This is a genomic window from Bradyrhizobium sp. CCBAU 45384 (genome assembly GCF_028128665.1).
GTDB lineage: Bacteria > Pseudomonadota > Alphaproteobacteria > Rhizobiales > Xanthobacteraceae > Bradyrhizobium > Bradyrhizobium manausense.
In genome coordinates this window covers 159299-178578 of record NZ_LBIZ01000116.1, presented here as the reverse complement: position 1 = coordinate 178578, position 19280 = coordinate 159299, and the positions used below count along the sequence as shown (strand labels likewise).

Annotated in this window: 16 protein-coding genes; 15 read left to right on the top strand and 1 reads right to left on the bottom strand. The window is 62.9% G+C overall.

Translation table 11 applies throughout. The features are described 5' to 3' along the window. Window positions 1-76 precede the first annotated feature (76 nt). The 4 genes from XH80_RS30360 to XH80_RS30345 all read left to right on the top strand — a co-directional run bounded on the left by XH80_RS30360 (window position 77) and on the right by XH80_RS30345 (window position 5542). On the top strand, window positions 77-1282 hold the full coding sequence (locus XH80_RS30360; RefSeq protein WP_271601757.1) for an NAD(P)/FAD-dependent oxidoreductase: 1206 nt from the start codon (window positions 77-79) through the stop codon (window positions 1280-1282). A gap of 37 nt (window positions 1283-1319) precedes the next feature. Continuing rightward, window positions 1320-2231 carry an MBL fold metallo-hydrolase gene (locus XH80_RS30355; RefSeq protein WP_271601756.1) on the top strand — a complete coding sequence of 304 codons (912 nt, stop codon included), beginning with the start codon at window positions 1320-1322 and terminating at the stop codon, window positions 2229-2231. Between the two features lie 660 nt (window positions 2232-2891). Beyond that, complete coding sequence (locus XH80_RS30350) at window positions 2892-4325, top strand: DUF1254 domain-containing protein (protein WP_271601755.1); 1434 nt, start codon at window positions 2892-2894, stop codon at window positions 4323-4325. A gap of 170 nt (window positions 4326-4495) precedes the next feature. After that, window positions 4496-5542: an alpha/beta fold hydrolase gene (locus tag XH80_RS30345; protein ID WP_271601754.1), complete on the top strand. Its 1047-nt coding sequence runs from the start codon at window positions 4496-4498 to the stop codon at window positions 5540-5542. A 163-nt stretch (window positions 5543-5705) separates the two neighbouring features. Here the strand turns inward: XH80_RS30345 and XH80_RS30340 are convergent, their stop codons facing one another. After that, window positions 5706-7901 (bottom strand): hypothetical protein, encoded by a 2196-nt coding sequence (locus XH80_RS30340; RefSeq protein WP_271601753.1) that lies wholly within the window; start codon window positions 7899-7901, stop codon window positions 5706-5708. Window positions 7902-8323: 422 nt separating this feature from the next. Here XH80_RS30340 and XH80_RS30335 point away from each other — a divergent pair, with 422 nt between their 5' ends. The 11 genes from XH80_RS30335 (at window position 8324) to XH80_RS30285 (ending at window position 19271) form a co-directional block, all read left to right on the top strand. Then, entirely contained in the window at window positions 8324-8773 is a 450-nt protein-coding gene (locus XH80_RS30335; protein WP_057753426.1) for a (2Fe-2S)-binding protein, read from the top strand. 12 nt (window positions 8774-8785) lie between these two features. Next, window positions 8786-10969, top strand: a complete 2184-nt coding sequence (locus XH80_RS30330) for a xanthine dehydrogenase family protein molybdopterin-binding subunit (RefSeq protein WP_271601752.1) — start codon at window positions 8786-8788, stop codon at window positions 10967-10969. A gap of 46 nt (window positions 10970-11015) precedes the next feature. After that, a complete protein-coding gene (locus tag XH80_RS30325) occupies window positions 11016-12299 on the top strand; it encodes an FCSD flavin-binding domain-containing protein (protein WP_442869188.1) in 1284 nt (427 codons plus the stop codon). A gap of 13 nt (window positions 12300-12312) precedes the next feature. Beyond that, window positions 12313-12744: a sulfur oxidation c-type cytochrome SoxX gene (gene soxX / locus XH80_RS30320; RefSeq protein ID WP_442868690.1), complete on the top strand. Its 432-nt coding sequence runs from the start codon at window positions 12313-12315 to the stop codon at window positions 12742-12744. A gap of 8 nt (window positions 12745-12752) precedes the next feature. Beyond that, window positions 12753-13211: a SoxY-related AACIE arm protein gene (locus XH80_RS30315; RefSeq protein WP_271601749.1), complete on the top strand. Its 459-nt coding sequence runs from the start codon at window positions 12753-12755 to the stop codon at window positions 13209-13211. Further along, complete coding sequence (gene soxZ / locus XH80_RS30310; RefSeq protein WP_271601748.1) at window positions 13211-13528, top strand: thiosulfate oxidation carrier complex protein SoxZ; 318 nt, start codon at window positions 13211-13213, stop codon at window positions 13526-13528. The genes XH80_RS30315 and soxZ overlap by 1 nt, the downstream gene beginning before the upstream one ends. Beyond that, window positions 13525-14304, top strand: coding sequence for a sulfur oxidation c-type cytochrome SoxA (gene soxA, locus XH80_RS30305; RefSeq protein ID WP_271601747.1), 780 nt, complete (start codon window positions 13525-13527; stop codon window positions 14302-14304). Before soxZ ends, soxA begins: the two co-directional genes overlap by 4 nt. Before the next feature lie 79 nt (window positions 14305-14383). After that, complete coding sequence (locus XH80_RS30300) at window positions 14384-15709, top strand: ABC transporter substrate-binding protein (RefSeq protein WP_271601746.1); 1326 nt, start codon at window positions 14384-14386, stop codon at window positions 15707-15709. Then, window positions 15706-16644, top strand: a complete 939-nt coding sequence (locus XH80_RS30295) for a carbohydrate ABC transporter permease (RefSeq protein WP_057753437.1) — start codon at window positions 15706-15708, stop codon at window positions 16642-16644. Before XH80_RS30300 ends, XH80_RS30295 begins: the two co-directional genes overlap by 4 nt. After that, a complete protein-coding gene (locus XH80_RS30290; RefSeq protein ID WP_271601745.1) occupies window positions 16641-17465 on the top strand; it encodes a carbohydrate ABC transporter permease in 825 nt (274 codons plus the stop codon). Before XH80_RS30295 ends, XH80_RS30290 begins: the two co-directional genes overlap by 4 nt. 78 nt (window positions 17466-17543) lie before the next feature. Further along, window positions 17544-19271: a tannase/feruloyl esterase family alpha/beta hydrolase gene (locus XH80_RS30285; protein ID WP_271601744.1), complete on the top strand. Its 1728-nt coding sequence runs from the start codon at window positions 17544-17546 to the stop codon at window positions 19269-19271. Window positions 19272-19280 lie beyond the last annotated feature (9 nt).

The window sequence follows — 19280 nt, the reverse complement described above, 5'->3', positions numbered from 1 at the left end:
AACGCGTTTGCGCGGAGATCACGCGTAAACAACACCCTCGCTCCATTGCAATCATCTCAACCAAGGAACACGAGACATGCGCATCGTCATCATCGGCGCCGGCTTCGCCGGCATGTATGCCGCCCTTTCCGCCGCCCGCCTGCGCGAGATCCAGGGCGTTTCGCCCGACAGGCTCGAGATCGCGCTTGTCGCGCCCGAGCCGACGCTGGTGGTTCGGCCGCGGCTCTACGAACCGAAACCCGAAACCTTGACGGCGCCGCTGGAGGGCGTGCTGAAGGCGATCGACGTCGTCTATGTCAGGGGCCATGCCGAGGCGATCGATACCGCGGCGAAGGTCGTCGAGATCGCTGCCGCGCAAGGCACGAAGAGGAAGCTGTCCTATGACCGGCTGGTGATCGCCACCGGCAGCCGCCTGTTCCGGCCGAACGTTCCGGGCCTGGCCGAGCACGGCTTCAGCGTCGACCAGCTTGATGACGCCATCGCGCTCGACCGCCATCTGCACGGCCTGTCGAACCGTCCCGCCTCGATGGCACGCAATACCGTTGTCGTCGCAGGCGGCGGATTCACCGGCATCGAGGCCGCAACCGAGGTGCCATCGCGCCTGCGCAGGATTCTCGGCAACGATGCGGAATTGCGCGTGGTCATTGTCGACCGCAACCAGGCGATCGCGCCCGACATGGGCCCGGGCCCCCGTCCGATCATCGAGGAGGCGCTCGGCAAGCTCGGCGTCGAAACCAGGCTCGGTGCCGGCGTTACCTCGCTCGACAAATCAGGCGTTACGCTTTCCAGCGGCGAACATATCGCATGCGAAACCGTGATCTGGGCTGCCGGCATCCGCGCAGCTCCGTTGACGACGCAGATCCCGGCCGAGCGCGACCAGTTCGGCCGGCTGCTGGTCGACCGTGACCTACGCGTTCCGAAGGTCGATGGCGTCATCGCCACCGGCGATGCCGCACGGGCTGCGTGTGACGACGTCGGCAATTACGCGCTGATGTCGTGCCAGCATGCGACGCGGATGGGCGCCTTCGCCGGCAACAATGCTGCTGCCGAGCTGCTGGGCGTTGCGACCAGGCCTTATCACCAGAAGGCCTATGTCACCTGCCTCGACCTCGGCGAGGCCGGCGCGCTGTTCACCCGCGGCTGGGAACGCACGGTCGAGATGGTCGGCGATGTCGCCAAGAAGACCAAGCAGGAAATCAACACCGTCTGGATCTACCCGCCGAAAGCCGAGCGCGCCGCCGCCCTCGCCTCGGCCGACCCCGAGCGCGTCACCGCTCTTTGAAAAACTCGCCATCAGCGACCTTCAACAGGAGACCAACATGAATCTGCACAACGCTTCCCTGAAATCGAAACCCGAAGAGCTCGTCCCGTCGCGCTATGCGGTCCGTATCGGCGAGATCGACGTACTGGTCGTCAGCGACGGCGTGCTGCCGTTGCCAACCACCATGCTGGCGCACAACGCCGATCCGGCAAGCCGGGCAAGCTGGCTCAAGGACATGTTCCTGCCGCCGGTCGCGTTCGACTGGGCCCTCAACGCAGTGATGGTGCGAAGCGGCGACAAGACCATCCTCATCGACGCCGGGCTGGGCTCAGACCCGAATTTGCACTTGCCGCGGGCCGGTCAGTTGATCAAACGGCTCGAATCCGCGGGGATCGATCTCGCATCCGTGACCGACCTGGTGCTGACCCACCTGCACATGGACCATGTCGGCGGCCTCTTGGTCGACGGCGTGAAGGATCGGCTGCGCAAGGACCTGCGCATCCACGTCGCGGCAGCCGAGCTCAAATTCTGGGAAGCGCCCGACTTCACCCACACCAACATGCCGCAGGGATTCCCGGATGCGCTTCGGGCCGCTGCCCGGCAGTTCGTGAAGATGTACGGCAGCCAGATACGCCCGTTCGATGCGCAGCACGAGGTTGCACCCGGTGTCATCGTTCGCCGCACCGGCGGCCATACGCCCGGACACAGCGTGGTTCGCGTGGCGTCCGGCGGGGACGCATTGACATTCGCCGGCGACGCCGTGTTTGCCGTCGGGTTCGACCAGCCCGAATGGCACAACGGCTTCGAGCACGATCCCGAAGAGGCGGCGCGCGTTCGCGTCCGCCTCTTGCGCGACCTTGCAGAAAGCGGCGAGCTGCTGGTGGCCACGCATATGCCGTTCCCATCAGTCGGCCATGTCGCAATCGCCGGCGATGCCTTCCGCTGGGTGCCCGTGTTCTGGGATTACTGATCGCTCCTGCAAGGGCAACCTGGCGCGCGCTCATGAGCAAGCGCGCGCGAAGCGGGCTTTGCTGCATCCTCTCCGACCGTACGTTGCAGCCAGGCCTGACGCCGGGGGAGGTTTATCGGACATTCGCCCGCTCCGCGGTCACACGCAATTCCTACCTCCAATCCCAAGGGGAGATGCAAAGCTTAGGTCCCGCCCAAGGCCAAGGATTCAGTGTTCTTCACGTGATCGCCGACGAGGTGATCGAATAAGGACAGTGGCGCGGCTTTTTCCATAGTAGCGAATGTCCTATTGGCCCATCGCTGCCGCATCCCACGGCCGAGGATATGTCAGTGTCAGGAGCACCCGAAGCGGACGAAGGCTGCTAGCCATTCGAGCCAGATTGTAGCTGCTCAGCATACACTTGGAATTTGGTCGTACCATTCGAGGCTGATATGCCCCAGGGGTCTCAGTGGTGATGTCAACGATTTCGCCCCAGCACCGTCGGGGCGGACATCCGTTGATCTGAGTCAAATACGGCACCGGGTTAATGACCATCATTTCTTAGGCCGGCCATTCAGACAACCACGTTAGTGGGTTGGTCTACACAGGTTCGAAGCAATCATGCCCCGACCTGCGTCTAGGACCGATGTGACGGCCGGGATTGCAGGGAAGGAGTAAATCATGAATCGCGTGCTAGTCGCGTTCTCATCAGCACTCTTGCTGAGTGCAGCGCTCGTCGCGCCGGCGGCGGCCCAGCAGGCCGCGGCAACCATCACGGAGCAGGAGGCGATCGCTATTGCCGCCGACAGCTATATCTATCTCTACCCGCTGATATCCATGGATGTGACTCGAAAGCAGCTCGTCAACTCGGAGCCTGGCACCGGTATCGGCGGCCCGATGAACGCATTCGTCAGCATCCCGGCATTTCCGCCCGCGGAGATGAAAGCAGTTGTCCGGCCGAATTTCGACACACTCTACTCCTCCGCCTGGCTCGATCTCACCACAGAACCATTGGTGCTCTCGGTGCCTGACACTGGCGGGCGCTACTATCTGATGCCCATGCTGGATATGTGGACCGACGTTTTCGCATCGCCCGGCTGGCGCACCACGGGCACGCAAGCGGGAAATTATCTCATCACGCCGCCGGGTTGGAGCGGCACGATTCCAGCCGGCATGACACGGATCGGTGCGCCAACGCCTTACGTTTGGATCATTGGTCGCACCAAGACCGATGGTCCGCCCGACTACGAGGCGGTGCGACGGATTCAGGCGAACTACAAGATAACGCCCCTGTCCGGATGGGGGCAGGCCCTCAAGCCAGTCCAGCAGATCATTGACCGGACCGTAGATGTGAAGACTCCGCCAAAGACTCAGGTCGACACCATGAGCGGGGAAAAATACTTTGCCTATGCGGCCGAACTTCTCAAGCTGCATCCCCCGCACGCCACCGATCAGCCGATCATCGCACAGATGAGACGGATCGGCATCGAGCCGGGCAAGACCTTTGATTTCACCGGCCTTGCACCTGCGGTCAAGAAAGCCGTCGAACTTGCGCCGGAGACTGCACAGAAGTTGATGGCCTGGAAAGTGCCAACGCTCGCCCGCGTTGCGAATTATTGGTCGATGAATACCGACACGATGGGTGTCTACGGAAATTATTACCTTAAGCGCGCGATCGTCGCCCAAGTAGGTCTTGGGGCGAATCTGCCCGAAGATGCCATCTACCCGCTCAATCTTGGCGATGAAACCGGCAAACCGCTCGACGGGTCGAGCAAATACACAATCACCTTCGAGAAGGGCGCGACGCCGCCGACACAGGCATTCTGGTCAATCACGCTGTATGATTCAGAGGGATTTCAGGTCGCAAACGCGCTCAACCGCTTTGCTGTGAGCAGCTGGATGCCGTTCAAGGTCGACACGGATGGCTCTTTGACGCTCTACTTTCAGAACGAAAGCCCAGGCAAGGACAAGGAGGCCAACTGGCTGCCTGCTCCGAAGGGGCCTTTCAACCTCACCATGCGGGTTTACGGCCCAAAGTCTGAGGTGTTGACCGGCCGCTGGATTCCGCCGGCTGTCTCGCGGGTACAACCAACAGTCGGACTTGGCACGCAATAGCAGGTTTGACTGCTATCGGCCCGAGGCTGGCTACCTCCTTTGCTGTCCAAGCGTCCGCCAATGAGGGTGAAGCAGAAGCAGCGGCCGCTTCGTTTCAATCGGGAAGCGTTGTGAGGCCTGGAGCTGGTCGCGTCCGGGAACGATCTGAATTCGACCGGATTGGTTCGACCATGACAGACCCACTTCGATCGATCGGTTCTGGAGCCGGACCAAAGCTCAACCAATGTCATTTCAACCCGCCTCATCAGACAACGCACTACATCGAAAGCGGGCCGGACGACGGACCGTTGATGATCTTCGTCCATGGCTGGCCGTCCATCGGCTTGATGTGGCGCGCTCAGGTGGACGCGTTCGCCGCCGACGGTTGGCATTGCGTTGCGCCTGATCTGCGCGGCTACGGCGACTCGTCCACGCCTGCGGACAATGACGCCTACACCATCGAGAACGTCGTGACGGACATGGCGGAACTCCACGACCACCTTGGCGGCAAGCCTGCGATCTGGATTGGCCACGACTGGGGCTGTGTTGTGGTTGGTGAACTGGCCGCGCATGAGCCCAGGCGCAGCCGTGGCGTCGTGCTGACCTCGCTCGCGTATCAACCCGACGGGCACGCCCTGCGCACGATCGTCCCACTGGTCGACCGAACGATTTACCCGGCTGACCAATATCCGGACGGCCAATGGGACTACTACCGTCACTACACGACGCACTTCGAGGCGGCCTTCGCCGACCTCGATGCAGACCTCGCAGCGTCACCGGCGTCGATCTTTCGGCCGGGCAACCCCGCTGCGACAGGCAAGCCTTCGCCGAACGCAACGGTTACGCGCAACGGAGGGCGCTTTGGCGCCGCACACCGCGCCCCGCCGACCGAACCTGATCCGGCTCTTTGGCCGCCGGGGGACTTCGACGTGCTGGTGCAGTCGTTCGGGGCTCACGGCTTCCGTCCATCCTGCGCGTGGTACCTGAACGACGATGCCAACATCGCCTACGCGCGCAAGGCACCCGATGGCGGCCGCCTGTCGCAGCCGGTGCTGTTCGTCAACGGCGACTTTGATCAGATCTGCAGCATCACCGGAAATCACCAGGGTGATCCGATGCGCGCGGCCTGCCCAGACCTTACTGTCATGAGTTTGCCCGCCGGGCATTGGCTGCCGCTGGAACGCAAGGCAGAACTCATCGAGGCCATCCGCACCTGGCTTCAGTGTAAAAAGCTTTGATGGTGTCTGTCGTGCCGGTGTTTTGCCCGACGTGTCAACGTCGACGCGATTCAAGGTGTCGTCGCGTCCACATCTGAAAAAGCCCTTGTCCCTTCAAGGGCCCTTCTACTGTGCATGGGGTTGTTTTCGAGTTTGTGCGACTGGCGGTGAAGCAGGCCGTGCTTCAGCGCGCCTTTTGCGCGATCGGCTGGCTGACGACGGTGGCCGTATCGAGCGGCTCGCATGTGATCGTGCGCCGCAGCTTCGGTGGACCTGCCCAGCCCGCAGACCCGCTCACAGGCATGAACGTATTCCCTTGTGGGGCGAGAATGATCGGCTCCGACTTCAGGCAGGCATCGGGAAACGCGAGGGCGTGGCCCGCGCTCTTCGAGAAATGCCCGATCAGCATCTGCGAGGCCTGCATTCGCGCAGCCGGTGAGGCCCGCATCGAACGATCAGGCTCGAAGGCGCGATAGCACGGCCAGTCGGCATGACCGGGCGCAAACTCATAGGTGATCCTGCAAGCCGCCCCCGCCGATTTCACGAATGGCGCATCCGAAGGCGCCGCGGCGTCGCGTTCGAACACCAGCGTCTGCAATATCAGCGCTTCCGTCGTCGCATCCGGAGAGACCGGCTTGTCGGGGTCGATTGCGATTTCACCGCGCGAGAACACCAGCTTCGTCTTGGGCTGAGCATCCCGGGTCTCCAGCACCATCACAGGCCGTGCGGCCCAGGAGCGATCCAGATCCAGGTCCTTGGCACCCATCGTCAGCCGGACAGTACCGACGGCGGGATTATCCTTGGCGAAATCGATCGTCCGGAGGCGCACGGTCTGCTTCGATGCCTCCAGGCTCAGGAAACGCAGATCGTCGATCTTGCGCGTGATCGGCATCATCGGATCGAAGCGATCGTCGATATTGAACCGGACGATCTTCTTCAGCTTGGCCAACGCAGGCCCCTTGGGCGTGGCCGGTGGCGCGACGTCGATCACGAGCAGCGCACCAGCAGGTGAAAAGGTATCGCCAAGCACACGCTGCCAGATCGCCGTCAGCGGCGAGTTCGTCCGCTGGTCGACGTCCCGCGCGAAGACGATCTGCTGTCCGGGACGAATGACCTGAAAGTCCTGGAACGCGCCGAGCGCTGCACCCTTGCTGACGTCGTCCCCGGAGAAGCGGATGCATTTGGACTGGTCGTCATGACCGGATTGATCGATTGGCCTCGATGCCGAACGCGAGCAGAAGCTGAGATCATTGTCGATCGTCTTCTGCGGGCTGATGGCGGTCGCGTAGATCGGGTCGATCGCGCCCGGAATTTCCATCGGCAGCGGAGACGTCGCGAACATGTCGACCTCCACCATGCTCAACGAGGAACCGGCATCTTTCGAGCAGAGATCCCGCCGAGGCAGCGTATTGGTGAGAAGCCGCGCGGCATCCGCGCCGACGATGCAGGACATCGTGTCCTGCCGATTGTTGCGGCTCATCCAGATCAGATGATGCTTGCCGGCGCTGTCGACCAGCAAATGCGGCGCGGCATGATGACGACGCGGCGGCAGCCAGATCGGCACCGTCTCCGACAGCATCGGCTCGCGCTTGAGCAATGCCTCGGGCAGCTTCGTCACGCCGACCGAGCGCAGCTCGGCGTCGACCTCGTTCGGATCCTGCGTGTATTCGAACACCGGAAGTTGTCCGCAAGTCATGCAGGTTACGGCGATGTCGGATCGAACGTTCTCGAACGACAGGATGACTTGGTCCGGATCGTTGCGATATTTGACCGGATCCACGGCCTTGAACGGATGATCCACGACGCGGCTCGCCTGGAATCCATTCGAGCGGAACGGATCGGATTCGAACTCGAAATAGGTCGATCGATCCCAGCCGCGAAAGGCGTTGTATCCACCCATGCTGACGCCTGCCAGGACCATCTTCGAATCGGTCTGGCAGCGCGTCGCGCTGCCGGTCCCGCTGCCGTTGCGAATATAGGTGCACAGCCGGAACGCCGCATTTTGCAGGATGCGGTCGCAATCGTTCTGGTTATAGCCATAGGTGGCGAGGCCGTGGCGGTAGCAGAGGTCATGGAACACGCAGGCCTGCCGGAACCGCTGCAGGACGAGATGACGCTTGCCCCTGGAATCCCTGCTTCCATCGAAGAAGACGTTGGTCAGAGCAGGAAGGCTGCAATTCAACCCCTCCCCGCTGCCACCAATCGTGCTGACGATATCCGGTCCCGACTCAAAGGAGGTGACGGTGGCGGGCATCTCGCCATCAGTGATGTCGTCGACATTCTTGTAGATGGAGTCGGCGACTAGCGAGGGCAGATAGTTGAAGACAAGAACAATCGCGACGAACGCCGCGACCGACCAGCCGATCACCTTCCTTGACATGCCGCACCCCCGAAAAAGCTGTTCTCGTCGCAATGCCGATCTTGATCGCCGACAGGCCTGGAAATCCGCCGGGGTCGCCGCAATCGATGGCGCCCCGGTGTTGTCCCGCAAACGATCACGCCCAGGTTGTCCCGCTGTCAAGCGAGCCGCACACAGTCGCAGCCCTGAATTTGGGGGACGTCAGGTCTGATTTTGCGCTGCGGCCGCGCCGGCGGCAACGACCGGAACCGGCAATTGCTCATCCAGCGCGAGCTTTCCTGGGCCATCCCAAAGTGCGCACAACACCGCACGATCGACAATCTTCCCGCCACTGCGGAAATCTTCGTGGCGATCCCTCAGACTGTTGATTTGAAAGGTTCCAGTTTGCCGGACACATTGCGCCACTGAGTCCATCGGTGGATGGGCCAATCAGGGGACTTGCGATGGCAAACCTAACAATCAACGGAAAAAACTTCACGCTCGATGTCGAGCCAGATACGCCGCTGCTCTGGGCGATCCGCGAGAATGCCGGCCTGACCGGCACCAAATATGGCTGCGGCATTGCGCAATGCGGCGCCTGCACCGTGCACATGGACGGCGTCGCCACTCGCTCCTGCGGGATCTCGGTTGCCGAGGCCGAGGGCAAGAAGATCACCACGATCGAAGGGCTCGCCTCTGGCGCCACGCTGCACAAGGTGCAGGAGGCCTGGATCGCTCAGGACGTTCCGCAATGCGGCTATTGCCAGAGCGGCATGATCATGGCGGTAGCGGCGCTGCTGAGCGAGAAGCCGAAGCCGACCGACGCCGACATCGACGAGGCCATCACCAATATCTGCCGCTGCGGCACCTTCCAGCAGGTGCGCGAGGCGATCCACACGATCGCAAGCGCGTAAGGGAGCCGGCCCATGAACAAGCACGTTGCTCCCAAGATGAACCGCCGCGCCTTCGTGATCGGCACCGCCGCTGTGGGCACTGGCCTCGCGATCGGCTTCGACCTGCCGTTCGGCGGCCCTACCGTGGTTCGCGCGGCTGACGGCTCGCCCGAGGTCAATGCCTGGGTCGTGATCCGACCCGACGACACCGTGATGATCCGCATCGCCCGCTCTGAGATGGGTCAGGGCTCGCTGACCGGCCTTGCCCAACTCGTCGCAGAGGAACTCGAATGCGACTGGACCAAGGTCGCCACCGAGTTCCCCTCGCCCGGCCAGAATGTCGCCCGCAAGCGCGTCTGGGGCGATTACTCGACCGGCGGCAGCCGCGGCATCCGCGCCTCGCACGACTATGTGCGCAAAGGCGGCGCCACCGCGCGCATGATGCTGATCCAGGCCGCAGCCAATGATTGGAAAGTGCCCGTCTCCGAATGCACGGCCGCCAACAGCATCATCACCCACACACCGTCGGGCAAGACCACGACCTACGGCAAGGTCGCCGAAGCCGCGGCCAGGCTGACGCCGCCGGCCGACGTCAAGCTGAAGGACCCCAGGGATTGGCGGCTGGTCGGCAAGGGCGTGAAACGGCTCGACACGCCGGACAAGGTCACCGGCACCACCGTCTATGGCATCGACGTCAAGCTGCCCGGCATGCTCAACGCCGCGATCAAGGATTGCCCTGTGACCGGCGGCAAGCTGAAGAGCTATGACGAAGCCAAGATCGCCGACATGAAAGGTGTGAAGAAAGTGGTGAAGGTCGGCGACACCGCGGTTGCGGTCGTGGCCGACACGTTCTGGCACGCCAAGACGGCGCTCGATGCGCTGCCGATTGTCTGGGATGAAGGCGAGAACGCCAAGGTCTCCAGCGCCTCGATCGCAAAGTGGCTGGCCGAAGGCCTCGATGGCGGTCCGGCCTATGTCGGCAATTCCAATGGCGATGCCAAAGCTGCACTCGCCGGTGCGGCGAAGACGGTCGAAGCCGTCTACAATTATCCCTACCAGAACCACGCCACCATGGAGCCGATGAACGCCACCGCGCTCTATACGGCCGACAAATGCGAGGTCTGGTGTGGGACGCAGAACGGCGAGGCGGCCTTCGCCGCCGTGCTGGAAGCGTCAGAACTTCCGGCCGAGAGATGTGACGTCAACAAGTTGCTGCTCGGCGGCGGCTTCGGCCGGCGCGGCCAGACCGATTATGTGCGGCAGGCCGTGCTGATCGCCAAGCAGATGCCGGGCACGCCGATCAAGCTGCTGTGGACGCGCGAAGAGGACATGACGCATGGCCGCTACCATCCGGTCACGCAATGCAAGCTGACCGCAGGCTTCGATGCCGACAACAACCTTACGGCATTCCATATGCGGATCTCCGGCCAGTCGATCCTGGCGAGCCTGCGGCCGGAGGCGCTGGTCAACGGCATGGATCCGGCGACCTTCGCCGGCCTCAATGCCAAGGGCGATGCACCGTTTGGATATTCGGTGCCCAATCTCCTGATCGAGCATTCGATGCGCAACCCGCACATCATCCCGGGCTTCTGGCGCGGGGTGAACGTCAACCAGAACGCCATCTATGTCGAATGCTTCATGGATGAGCTGGCGCATGCGGCAGGGCAGGACCCGCTGGAGTTCCGGCGCAAATTGATGAAGGACCATCCGAAGCATCTTGCGGTGCTGGAGGCCGTGGCCGAGAAGATCGGTTGGGGCACCGCGCCGCCGCAGGGCATCTACCGCGGACTTGCGCACTTCGCCTCCTACGGGAGTTACGTCGCGGCGGCCGCGGAGATCTCCGTCACCGACGGCACCAAGATCAAGGTACATCGCATCGTCGCGGCGACCGACCCTGGCTATGCCGTCAACCCGGCCCAGATCGAACGGCAGATCGCCGGGTCGTTCGTCTACGGCCTGAGCGGACTGTTCTATGGCGGCATCACGGTCAAGGATGGTGCCGTCGAACAGACAAACTTCGATACCTACGATTCGATGCGTATCGCAGCCATGCCGAAGGTGGAATCGATCGTGATGCCGAGTGGCGGTTTCTGGGGCGGTGTCGGCGAGCCGACCATCGGCGTTGCGGGACCGGCGGTGCTCAACGCCTATTTCGCAGCGACCGGCAAACGCATCCGTTCCGTGCCGCTGCGCGACCAGAACATCACCTTTGCCTAAGGAAGCACCGCGGCGGCCATGAGGGCCGCCGCGGCATTTTGACTGGATGATCCTGATGACCGCGCGACCGATGACACGGCGAACTGCCGCGCTCGGCATCACCGCCGCGGCCGCGACATTGGCGCGGCCATCGCTCTTATGTGCGCAATCGACGGGCCGCGTCGTCGTGGTCGGCGGCGGCTTCGGGGGGGCTGCCTGCGCCCGCGCGCTCAAGCGGGCGCAGGCAGACTTGCAAGTCATCCTGATCGAACCCAATGCGGTCTTCACCGCCTGTCCTTTCAGCAACCAAGTGATCGCAGGCCTGCGCGACATCGAAGCGCAGCAGTTTGACTACAACAAGCTCGCCGCCGAGGGCATCACCGTGATCGGTCATGCAGTGGCCACTATCGAGCCGCAGCAACGCAGCGTCATGACCGCCGACGGCGTCGCGCTGCCCTATGATCGCCTCGTGCTCTCGCCCGGCATCGACTTCCATTTCGAAGCCTTGCCCGGCTATGACGAGGCCGCATCGGAAATAATGCCGCACGCGTGGAAGGCTGGCGCGCAGACGCTGTTGCTGCGCAGGCAGTTGGAGGCGATGGACGATGGCGGCACGGTCGCCATCGCGATTCCTGCCAACCCTTCGCGCTGTCCGCCGGCGCCCTACGAGCGCACCAGCCTGATCGCGCATTATCTGAAGACGAAGAAGCCGCGCTCGAAAGTGCTGATCCTCGATGCCAAGGACAATTTCTCGCAGCAACGGCTGTTCGAGACGGCGTGGAAAGAGCTGTACGGAGACATGATCGAACGGGTCGGCCTGTCACAAGGCGGTCGCGTCACCTCGGTCGATCCCGCCACCAAGACCATCATCACCGAATTCGGCAATTACACCCCTGACGTTGCCAATGTCATCCCGCCGCAGCGCGCCGGACGCATTGCCGAAATCGCAGGCGCTGCGGACGCCACCGGCTGGTGCCCGATCGACCCTGTCACCTTCGAGTCAAAGCTCGTCAAGAATATTCATGTCATCGGCGACGCCTGCCTCGGCGGCGGCATCCCCAAATCAGCAGCGGCCGCGAGCGCGCAAGGCAAGGCGTGCGCCGCCGCCATCGTCAATCTGCTCGCTGATCGTGCGCTGGAAGCGCCGCGCTTGACCGGCGTCTGCTACAACATCGTCGCACCCGGCTATGGCTTCTCGCTCACGGGCAATTACCGGCCAAGGGGCGACATCTTTGCCGAGGTCGAAGGCGGGACTACGAGCCCGGTCGATGCGCCGCGTGAGCTGCGCACCCGGGAAGCGGCCGAGGCGGAGCGCTGGTTTCAAACCATCACGGCGGGCACCTTTGGCTAGGTCGATCGCCCATATGGCCACGTTGATTGCCGCCGGTCTCGCCGTCATCGCGAGCGCGAAAGCCGAAGGACTCGCGCCCTACAAGATCGTCGGCGACGGGATTCCGGAATCGCTGACCGGCGCCCCCGGCGACGCCGCGCGGGGACGCACGCTGGTGGCGACACGCACGACGACCTGCATCCTCTGCCATTCCGGTCCTTTCCCGGAAGTGCGGTTCCAAGGCGACCTGGCGCCCGATCTCGCTGGCACGGGGAACCGCTGGACAATGAGCCAGTTGCGGCTTCGTCTGGTTGACGCCTCGCGTTTCAACCCGGCCACCATGATGCCGTCCTACTACCGTGCGGACGGCCTCGTCCGCGTCGGACGCAATTTCACCGGCAAGCCGATACTATCGGCCGCAGAGATCGAGGACATCGTGGCTTTTCTCGCCACCCTTCGCGACTAGGACCGCTTATGCCAACGACGCGACGACAATTTTTGAGCCTGGCTGGCGGCGTTACGGTCATTCGGATCGTCACGCTGCGGCCGGTCGAAGCAACGCCTGCGATGCTCAGCAGTGCGATCCGGAACATCGTCGGCGAAGCCCCCATTCGCACCGGCAAGGTCAAGCTCGACATTCCGCCGCTGGTCGAGAACGGCAACACGGTGCCGATGACGGTCAGCGTCACAAGTCCGATGACGGCGGACGACTACGTCAAGAGCATCCACGTCTTCAACGAGAAGAACCCGCAGCCCAACATCGGAACTTTCTACCTGAGCCCGTCCTGCGGCCGCGCGCAAATCTCGACGCGAATCCGGCTAGCCGACACCCAGAAAGTGGTTGCGATCGCCCGCCTCTCCGACGACAGCTTCTGGCAGGTCACGGCGGATGTTGTCGTGACTCTCGCCGCCTGCACCGAGGAGGTGAACTGATGGCCGCGCTCATCAACGTCCCCTCAAAGGCCAAGCGCGGCGACGTCATCGAGATCCGCGCGCTGACCTCGCACATCATGGAAACCGGCTTCCGCCGCACCATGGATGGCGCGCTGGTACCGCGCGATATCATCACGAGCTTCACCTGCCGCTACAATGGCACCGAGATCTTTCGCGCCGATCTGTTTCCGGCGATCGCCGCCAACCCGTACTTGTCCTTCTTTACGATCGCCAAAGAGAGCGGCAAGCTCGAGTTCGAATGGATCGGCGACAACGGCTATTCGTCCACCGCATCGGCATCGATCACGGTCGAATGATCTCATGGCGCGCGATAGCAGTGGCGACGCTTGTCGCTACGACCTCTGCCCTGCTCGCCGGTGAGATCCCGGCCGATGCGCGCCGCTCCGGCTATTCCTTCATGGGTGCCGACACCCGCGCCATGCAGGATGACGATACCTCCAATCCAGGCATGCTATTTGTGCTCGACGGCGAGGCGCTGTGGAGCAAGAAGGCCGGCGGCGCCGATAAAGCGTGCGCAGACTGTCACGGCGATGCGCGAAGCAGCATGAAAGGCGTCGCGGCGCGCTATCCAACCTTCGACAAGACGCTGGGGCGCCCCGTTACCCTCGACCAGCGCATCAACCTCTGCCGTGCCAATCATCAGCAGGCGAGCCCCCTGCCTTACGAGAGCCGCGACATCCTGGCGCTGTCAGCCTTCGTTGCTCATCAGTCGCGCGGCGCTGCGATCACTGCGGGCGACGATCCACAGCTAAAACCTTTTGTCGAACAGGGGCGCAGCCTTTTCATGCAGCGCGAGGGACAGCTCAACCTGGCCTGCACCAACTGCCATGACGACAACTTTGACAAGCACCTTGCGGGCTCGCCGATCACCCAAGGGCAACCGACCGGATATCCGCTCTATCGGTTGGAATGGCAGACGCTGGGATCCCTGGAGCGGCGCCTGCGCAATTGCATGGCCGGCGTGCGCGCCCAGGCTTATGACTACGGCGCGCCCGAATTGGTCGCTCTCGAGCTCTATCTGATGTCGCGGGCCCGCGGAATGCCGATGGAAACGCCAGCCGTGCGACCGTAACGCCCAAATTAGGACTAGGCAGGCGTGGAACGGTCGCTAGTATCCCTCCCAAAGAATTGAATCAGAGGGAGGGACTAAAGTGGCTGACCATAAGATCTCGCGCCGTACACTGTTGACGGGCACCGCTGCGGCTGGCGCGCTCAGCCTGACGGGATTGCCGGCTCGCGCCGAGGTCAACTGGAAGAAATATGCGGGCACCAAGCTGGAGGTGATCCTCGCCAAGGGGCCGCGCGGCGACAACCTGCAAAAGAACATCAAGGAGTTCACCGATCTCACCGGAATTCAGGTGGAATCGGAACAGATTCCCGAGCAGCAGCAGCGCCAGAAGTGCGTCATCGAGCTCACTTCGGGCCGGCCGAGCTTCGACGTCGTGCATCTCAGCTATCACGTGCAGAAGCGGCAGTTCGAAAAGGCCGGCTGGCTCGCCGATCTGACGCCCTATATGAAGGACCCGACGCTGACCGCGCCTGACCTGGTCGAGAGCGATTTCTCGGCCGCAGGTCTGCAGTACTGCAAGAACGACAAGGGGCAGATGCTGTCCCTGCCCTGGTCGGTCGATTATTTCATCCTCTACTACAACAAGGAGCTGTTCCAGAAGAAGGGCGTCGCGGTGCCCAAGACGCTGGATGACATGGTTGCAGCCGCCGAAAAGCTCACTGATGCCAAGGACGGCACGTATGGCTTCGTGGGCCGAGGCCTGCGCAACGCCAACATGACGTTGTGGACGAATTTCTTCCTCGATTATGGCGGCGAATTCCTTGATGCCAAGGGCAACATCCTGACCGACGGTCCGGAGGCCGTCGCAGCGACCAAGCTCTACCAGACCCTGCTGACGAAGATGGCCCCGCCCGGCGTCGCCGGCTTCAACTGGATGGAGTCGATGGCCTCGTTCACGCAAGGCAAATCGGCAATGTGGATCGACGGCGTCGGCTGGGCGCCGCCGCTGGAGGATCCGGCCGCCTCGCGCGTGGTCGGCAAGGTCGGCTACACCGTCGTGCCTGCCGGACCGAAGGGCCAATATTCGGCCACCTACGGCGACGGCCTCGGCATTACCGCGGCGAGCAAGAACAAGGAAGCGGCTTATCTGCTGTGTCAGTGGGCGGTCTCCAAGGCGCAGGGCGCACGGCTGTTGCAGGCTGGCGGCGGCGTGCCGTTCCGTAACTCGATCCTGAACGATGCTGAGGTCCAGAAGGGCGTGAAGATGCCCAAGGAGTGGCTGCAGTCGGTGATCGATTCCGCCAAGATCAGCAAGCTCGGCCTGCCGGTGATCATCCCGGTCGCCGAATTCCGCGATCTCGTCGGCGCCGCTGTCACCGCGACCCTGGCCGGCTCCGATCCCGCAACAGAGCTGAAGAAGGCCCACGACCAGTTCCGGCCGATCCTGGAGCGTAGCGAAAAGGCGTGAGTACGTTGATACAATCTGCTCCGCGCGCGGCACAGTCTGATGCCGCGCCGGAGAAGGAGTTGCGGCCGCCGTCCTATTGGCCGTTCGTGGTGCCGGCGCTGGTCGTCGTGCTCGCGATCATCATCTTCCCATGGGTGTTCACGATCTGGATGAGCCTGAACGAATGGAAGGTCGGCTCGCCGACCACCTTCGTTGGCTTCTCCAACTATTTGCGCCTGACTGGCGATCCGCGTTTCATCGAGGCGATCGGACATACGCTGGTCTACACCGTGCTGTCCGTGCTGCTGCCGCTCGTGTTCGGGACGTTCGCGGCCGTGGTGTTTCACCAGAAATTCGCCGGCCGCGGTTTTCTGCGCGGCATCTTCATCATGCCGATGATGGCTACGCCCGTCGCGATCGCGCTGGTCTGGACCATGATGTTCCACCCGCAGCTCGGCGTGCTCAACTATTTGCTGTCCCTGGTCGGGATTCCCGCGCAACTCTGGGTGTTTCATCCGGCAACGGTGATCCCCTCGCTGGTGCTGGTCGAGACCTGGCAATGGACGCCGCTGGTGATGCTGATCGTGCTCGGCGGGCTCGCTGCGATCCCGACCGAGCCCTATGAGAGCGCGCAGATCGATGGCGCCAGCCTGTGGCAGGTGTTCCGCTTCATCACCCTGCCGCTGATCATGCCGTTCCTGTTCATCGCCGGCATGATCCGCATGATCGACGCGGTGAAGAGCTTTGACGTCATCTTCGCGATCACGCAGGGCGGACCGGGATCTGCGTCGGAGACCATTAACCTCTACCTCTACAGCGTCGCCTTCGTTTACTACGACCTCGGCTACGGCTCAGCGATCGCGGTGGTGTTCTTCCTGCTGATTGTCCTGCTTGCAGCGGTGATGCTCTACGCTCGCCAGCGCATGCTATGGACCGAGATCGCGAGCGACGCATGACTCCGAAGCAAATCATCGGCAAGATCAGCCTGTGGTTCGCGGTGCTGGTCATCGTGTCGCCGGCCATCCTGTTCTTTCTCTGGATGCTGTCGCTCTCGCTCAAATTCGAGGTCGACAACGCCGCGTACCCGCCGGTCTTCATCCCCGAGCATTTCGCCTGGAAGAACTATGCGGACGTGCTCGCCTCCAACCGTTTCGTCACCTATTTCTTCAACAGCCTGATCGTCACGGGCAGCGCGACGGCGCTTGCGCTGATGGTCGGCGTCCCCGCCGGCTACGGGATTGCGCGCATGGCCGCGCACAAATCGGCGATCGTGATCCTGATCGCCCGCATCACGCCCGGCCTGTCCTATCTGATCCCGCTGTTCCTGCTGTTCCAATGGCTCGGCCTGCTCGGCACGCTGGTGCCGCAGATCATCATCCATCTGGTCGTGACGGTGCCGATCGTGATCTGGATCATGATCGGCTATTTCGAGACGACACCACTGGAGTTGGAAGAGGCCGCGCTGATTGATGGTGCCGGCCGCTGGCAGGTGTTCCGGCACGTCGCGCTGCCGATCGCCAAGCCCGGTATCGCGGTCGCCTTCATTCTCGCGGTGATCTTCTCCTGGAACAATTTTGTGTTCGGCATCGTACTGGCCGGGCGCGAGACCCGCACCCTGCCCGTGGCCGTCTACAACATGATCTCGTTCGACCAGCTCAGCTGGGGCCCGCTCGCCGCGGCCGCACTGGTCGTCACGCTGCCTGTGCTGCTGCTGACGGTGTTCGCGCAGCGGCAGATCGTCGCCGGGCTTACGGCGGGCGCCGTCAAGGGCGGGTGAGCACCTTCCTCGTCGATCAAGCCGTAGAATCCGGTGCGTGTATCAGGAACAAGCCAATGAGAGCCGAGAAGCATAATTATGCCGGGCGCCGATCATTCACGACAAAGCTTCGCGGTGTGGCACAGAGCCGCCCTCAGCCTCGTTCTTTGCACGATCGCGCTCTCCGCGTCGGGCAGGCCCGCGGCAGCGGAGGCGGCATTCCCGAGTGACTGCGCGCGGCTTGCAGGGCTGAAGATCCCGGCCCCACTGATCGGGCTGCCCAGCGGCGAGGCCACAGTCACATCGGCGAGTTACACGCCTGCCGCGCCAGCGAAGGCGACATCTTCCGCGACACCGGATTTCTGCAAGGTGGTCGGCACCATTGCTCCGATCGATCCCGCCGCGCAACTGATCAACTTTCAGCTTAACCTACCTGCCGCATGGAACGGCAAGCTGCTGCAATATGGCGGTGGCGGTTACAACGGCACGCTCGTGAGCGGCCTGGCTCCCTTGCGCGATGCCGCGCCAGATGACGCTCTGCCCGTGACGCGCGGCTATGCCACGCTGGGCACGGATTCCGGTCATCAGGTTGCTAGCTTTGCGCCCGATCGCATCGGCGAGTTCGGCCTCAACGAGGAGATGCTGATCAACTACGCCTATGCCTCCTACAAGAAGGTGCGCGACGTCGCCATCGCGCTCGTCGACGCGCTCTATCGCAAGCGGCCGTCGAGGATCTATTATTTCGGTGGCTCGGAGGGCGGCCGCGAGGGCCTTACCATGGCACAGCGCTTCCCGGCGGATTACGACGGGATCGTCAGCGTGGTCCCGGTGGTGCAGCTGTCGATGTTGTTCCAGTCCTATGTCCCGAACAATTTGCCGCAATTCGACGGCGGCTGGCTCAACCCGGCCAAGAGCGAGACGCTGGCACGATTCGTGGCCGATGCCTGTGACGACCTGGATGGCCTGCGCGACGGCGTCATCAGCAACTATCTCGCCTGCCAGCCGAAGGTGAGCTTGCAGGGGCTGCGCTGCCAAGGCGGCACCGACACGGGCGATAGCTGCTTGTCGGACGCGCAGATCGTCGCCATCCAGACGCTGCATGCGCCGCATCCCTTTCCGTTTGCGATGGCGAACGGCATCACCAGCTATCCGCAATGGCTCTATGGCAACGAGATCACGCCGGACCCGCAGCGGATGACCATCACGCGCTGGGTGATGGGCACGGCCCCACCGGCGCAGCCAATCGATGTTGCAACGGTATCGCAGCAATGGCTCTATGGCGTCAACGCAATACGCTTTATCGTGACGCGCGATGACAAGTTCGACGTGCGCAACTACCGCCCCGAGAACTTCCGCGCCCGCATCGAGGAGGTCTCGAAACTTCTCGACTCTACGAATCCGGACCTCTCAGCGTTTTTCGCCCACGGCGGCAAGCTGATCCTACGCGAGAACATGGCCGATCTCGCGCAAAGCCCACTCGCCGGGATCAATTATTTCCAATCGGTCGTGGCGCGTCTCGGCCAGTCGACGGTCGACGCATCGGCTCGGCTTTACGTCTCGCCCGGCTCGACACATACCGGATCCGGCACGAGCGTGCTGGACGGCTCGGCGATCCCGACCATGGTCGACCTGCTCGGACCGCTCGACCGCTGGACGAGCGACGGCATCGCTCCGGCCGACACGCTGATCCAGGTCTCGAAAGACACCGCACCGCCTTTCGCCCTGAAGGCAGCCCGGCCGATGTGCCGCTATCCCGATTACCCGCATTATGTGGGTGGCGACAAGGCCGCCGCTGAAAGCTTCGTCTGCAAGAAATCGATGCCCTAAGAAGCGACG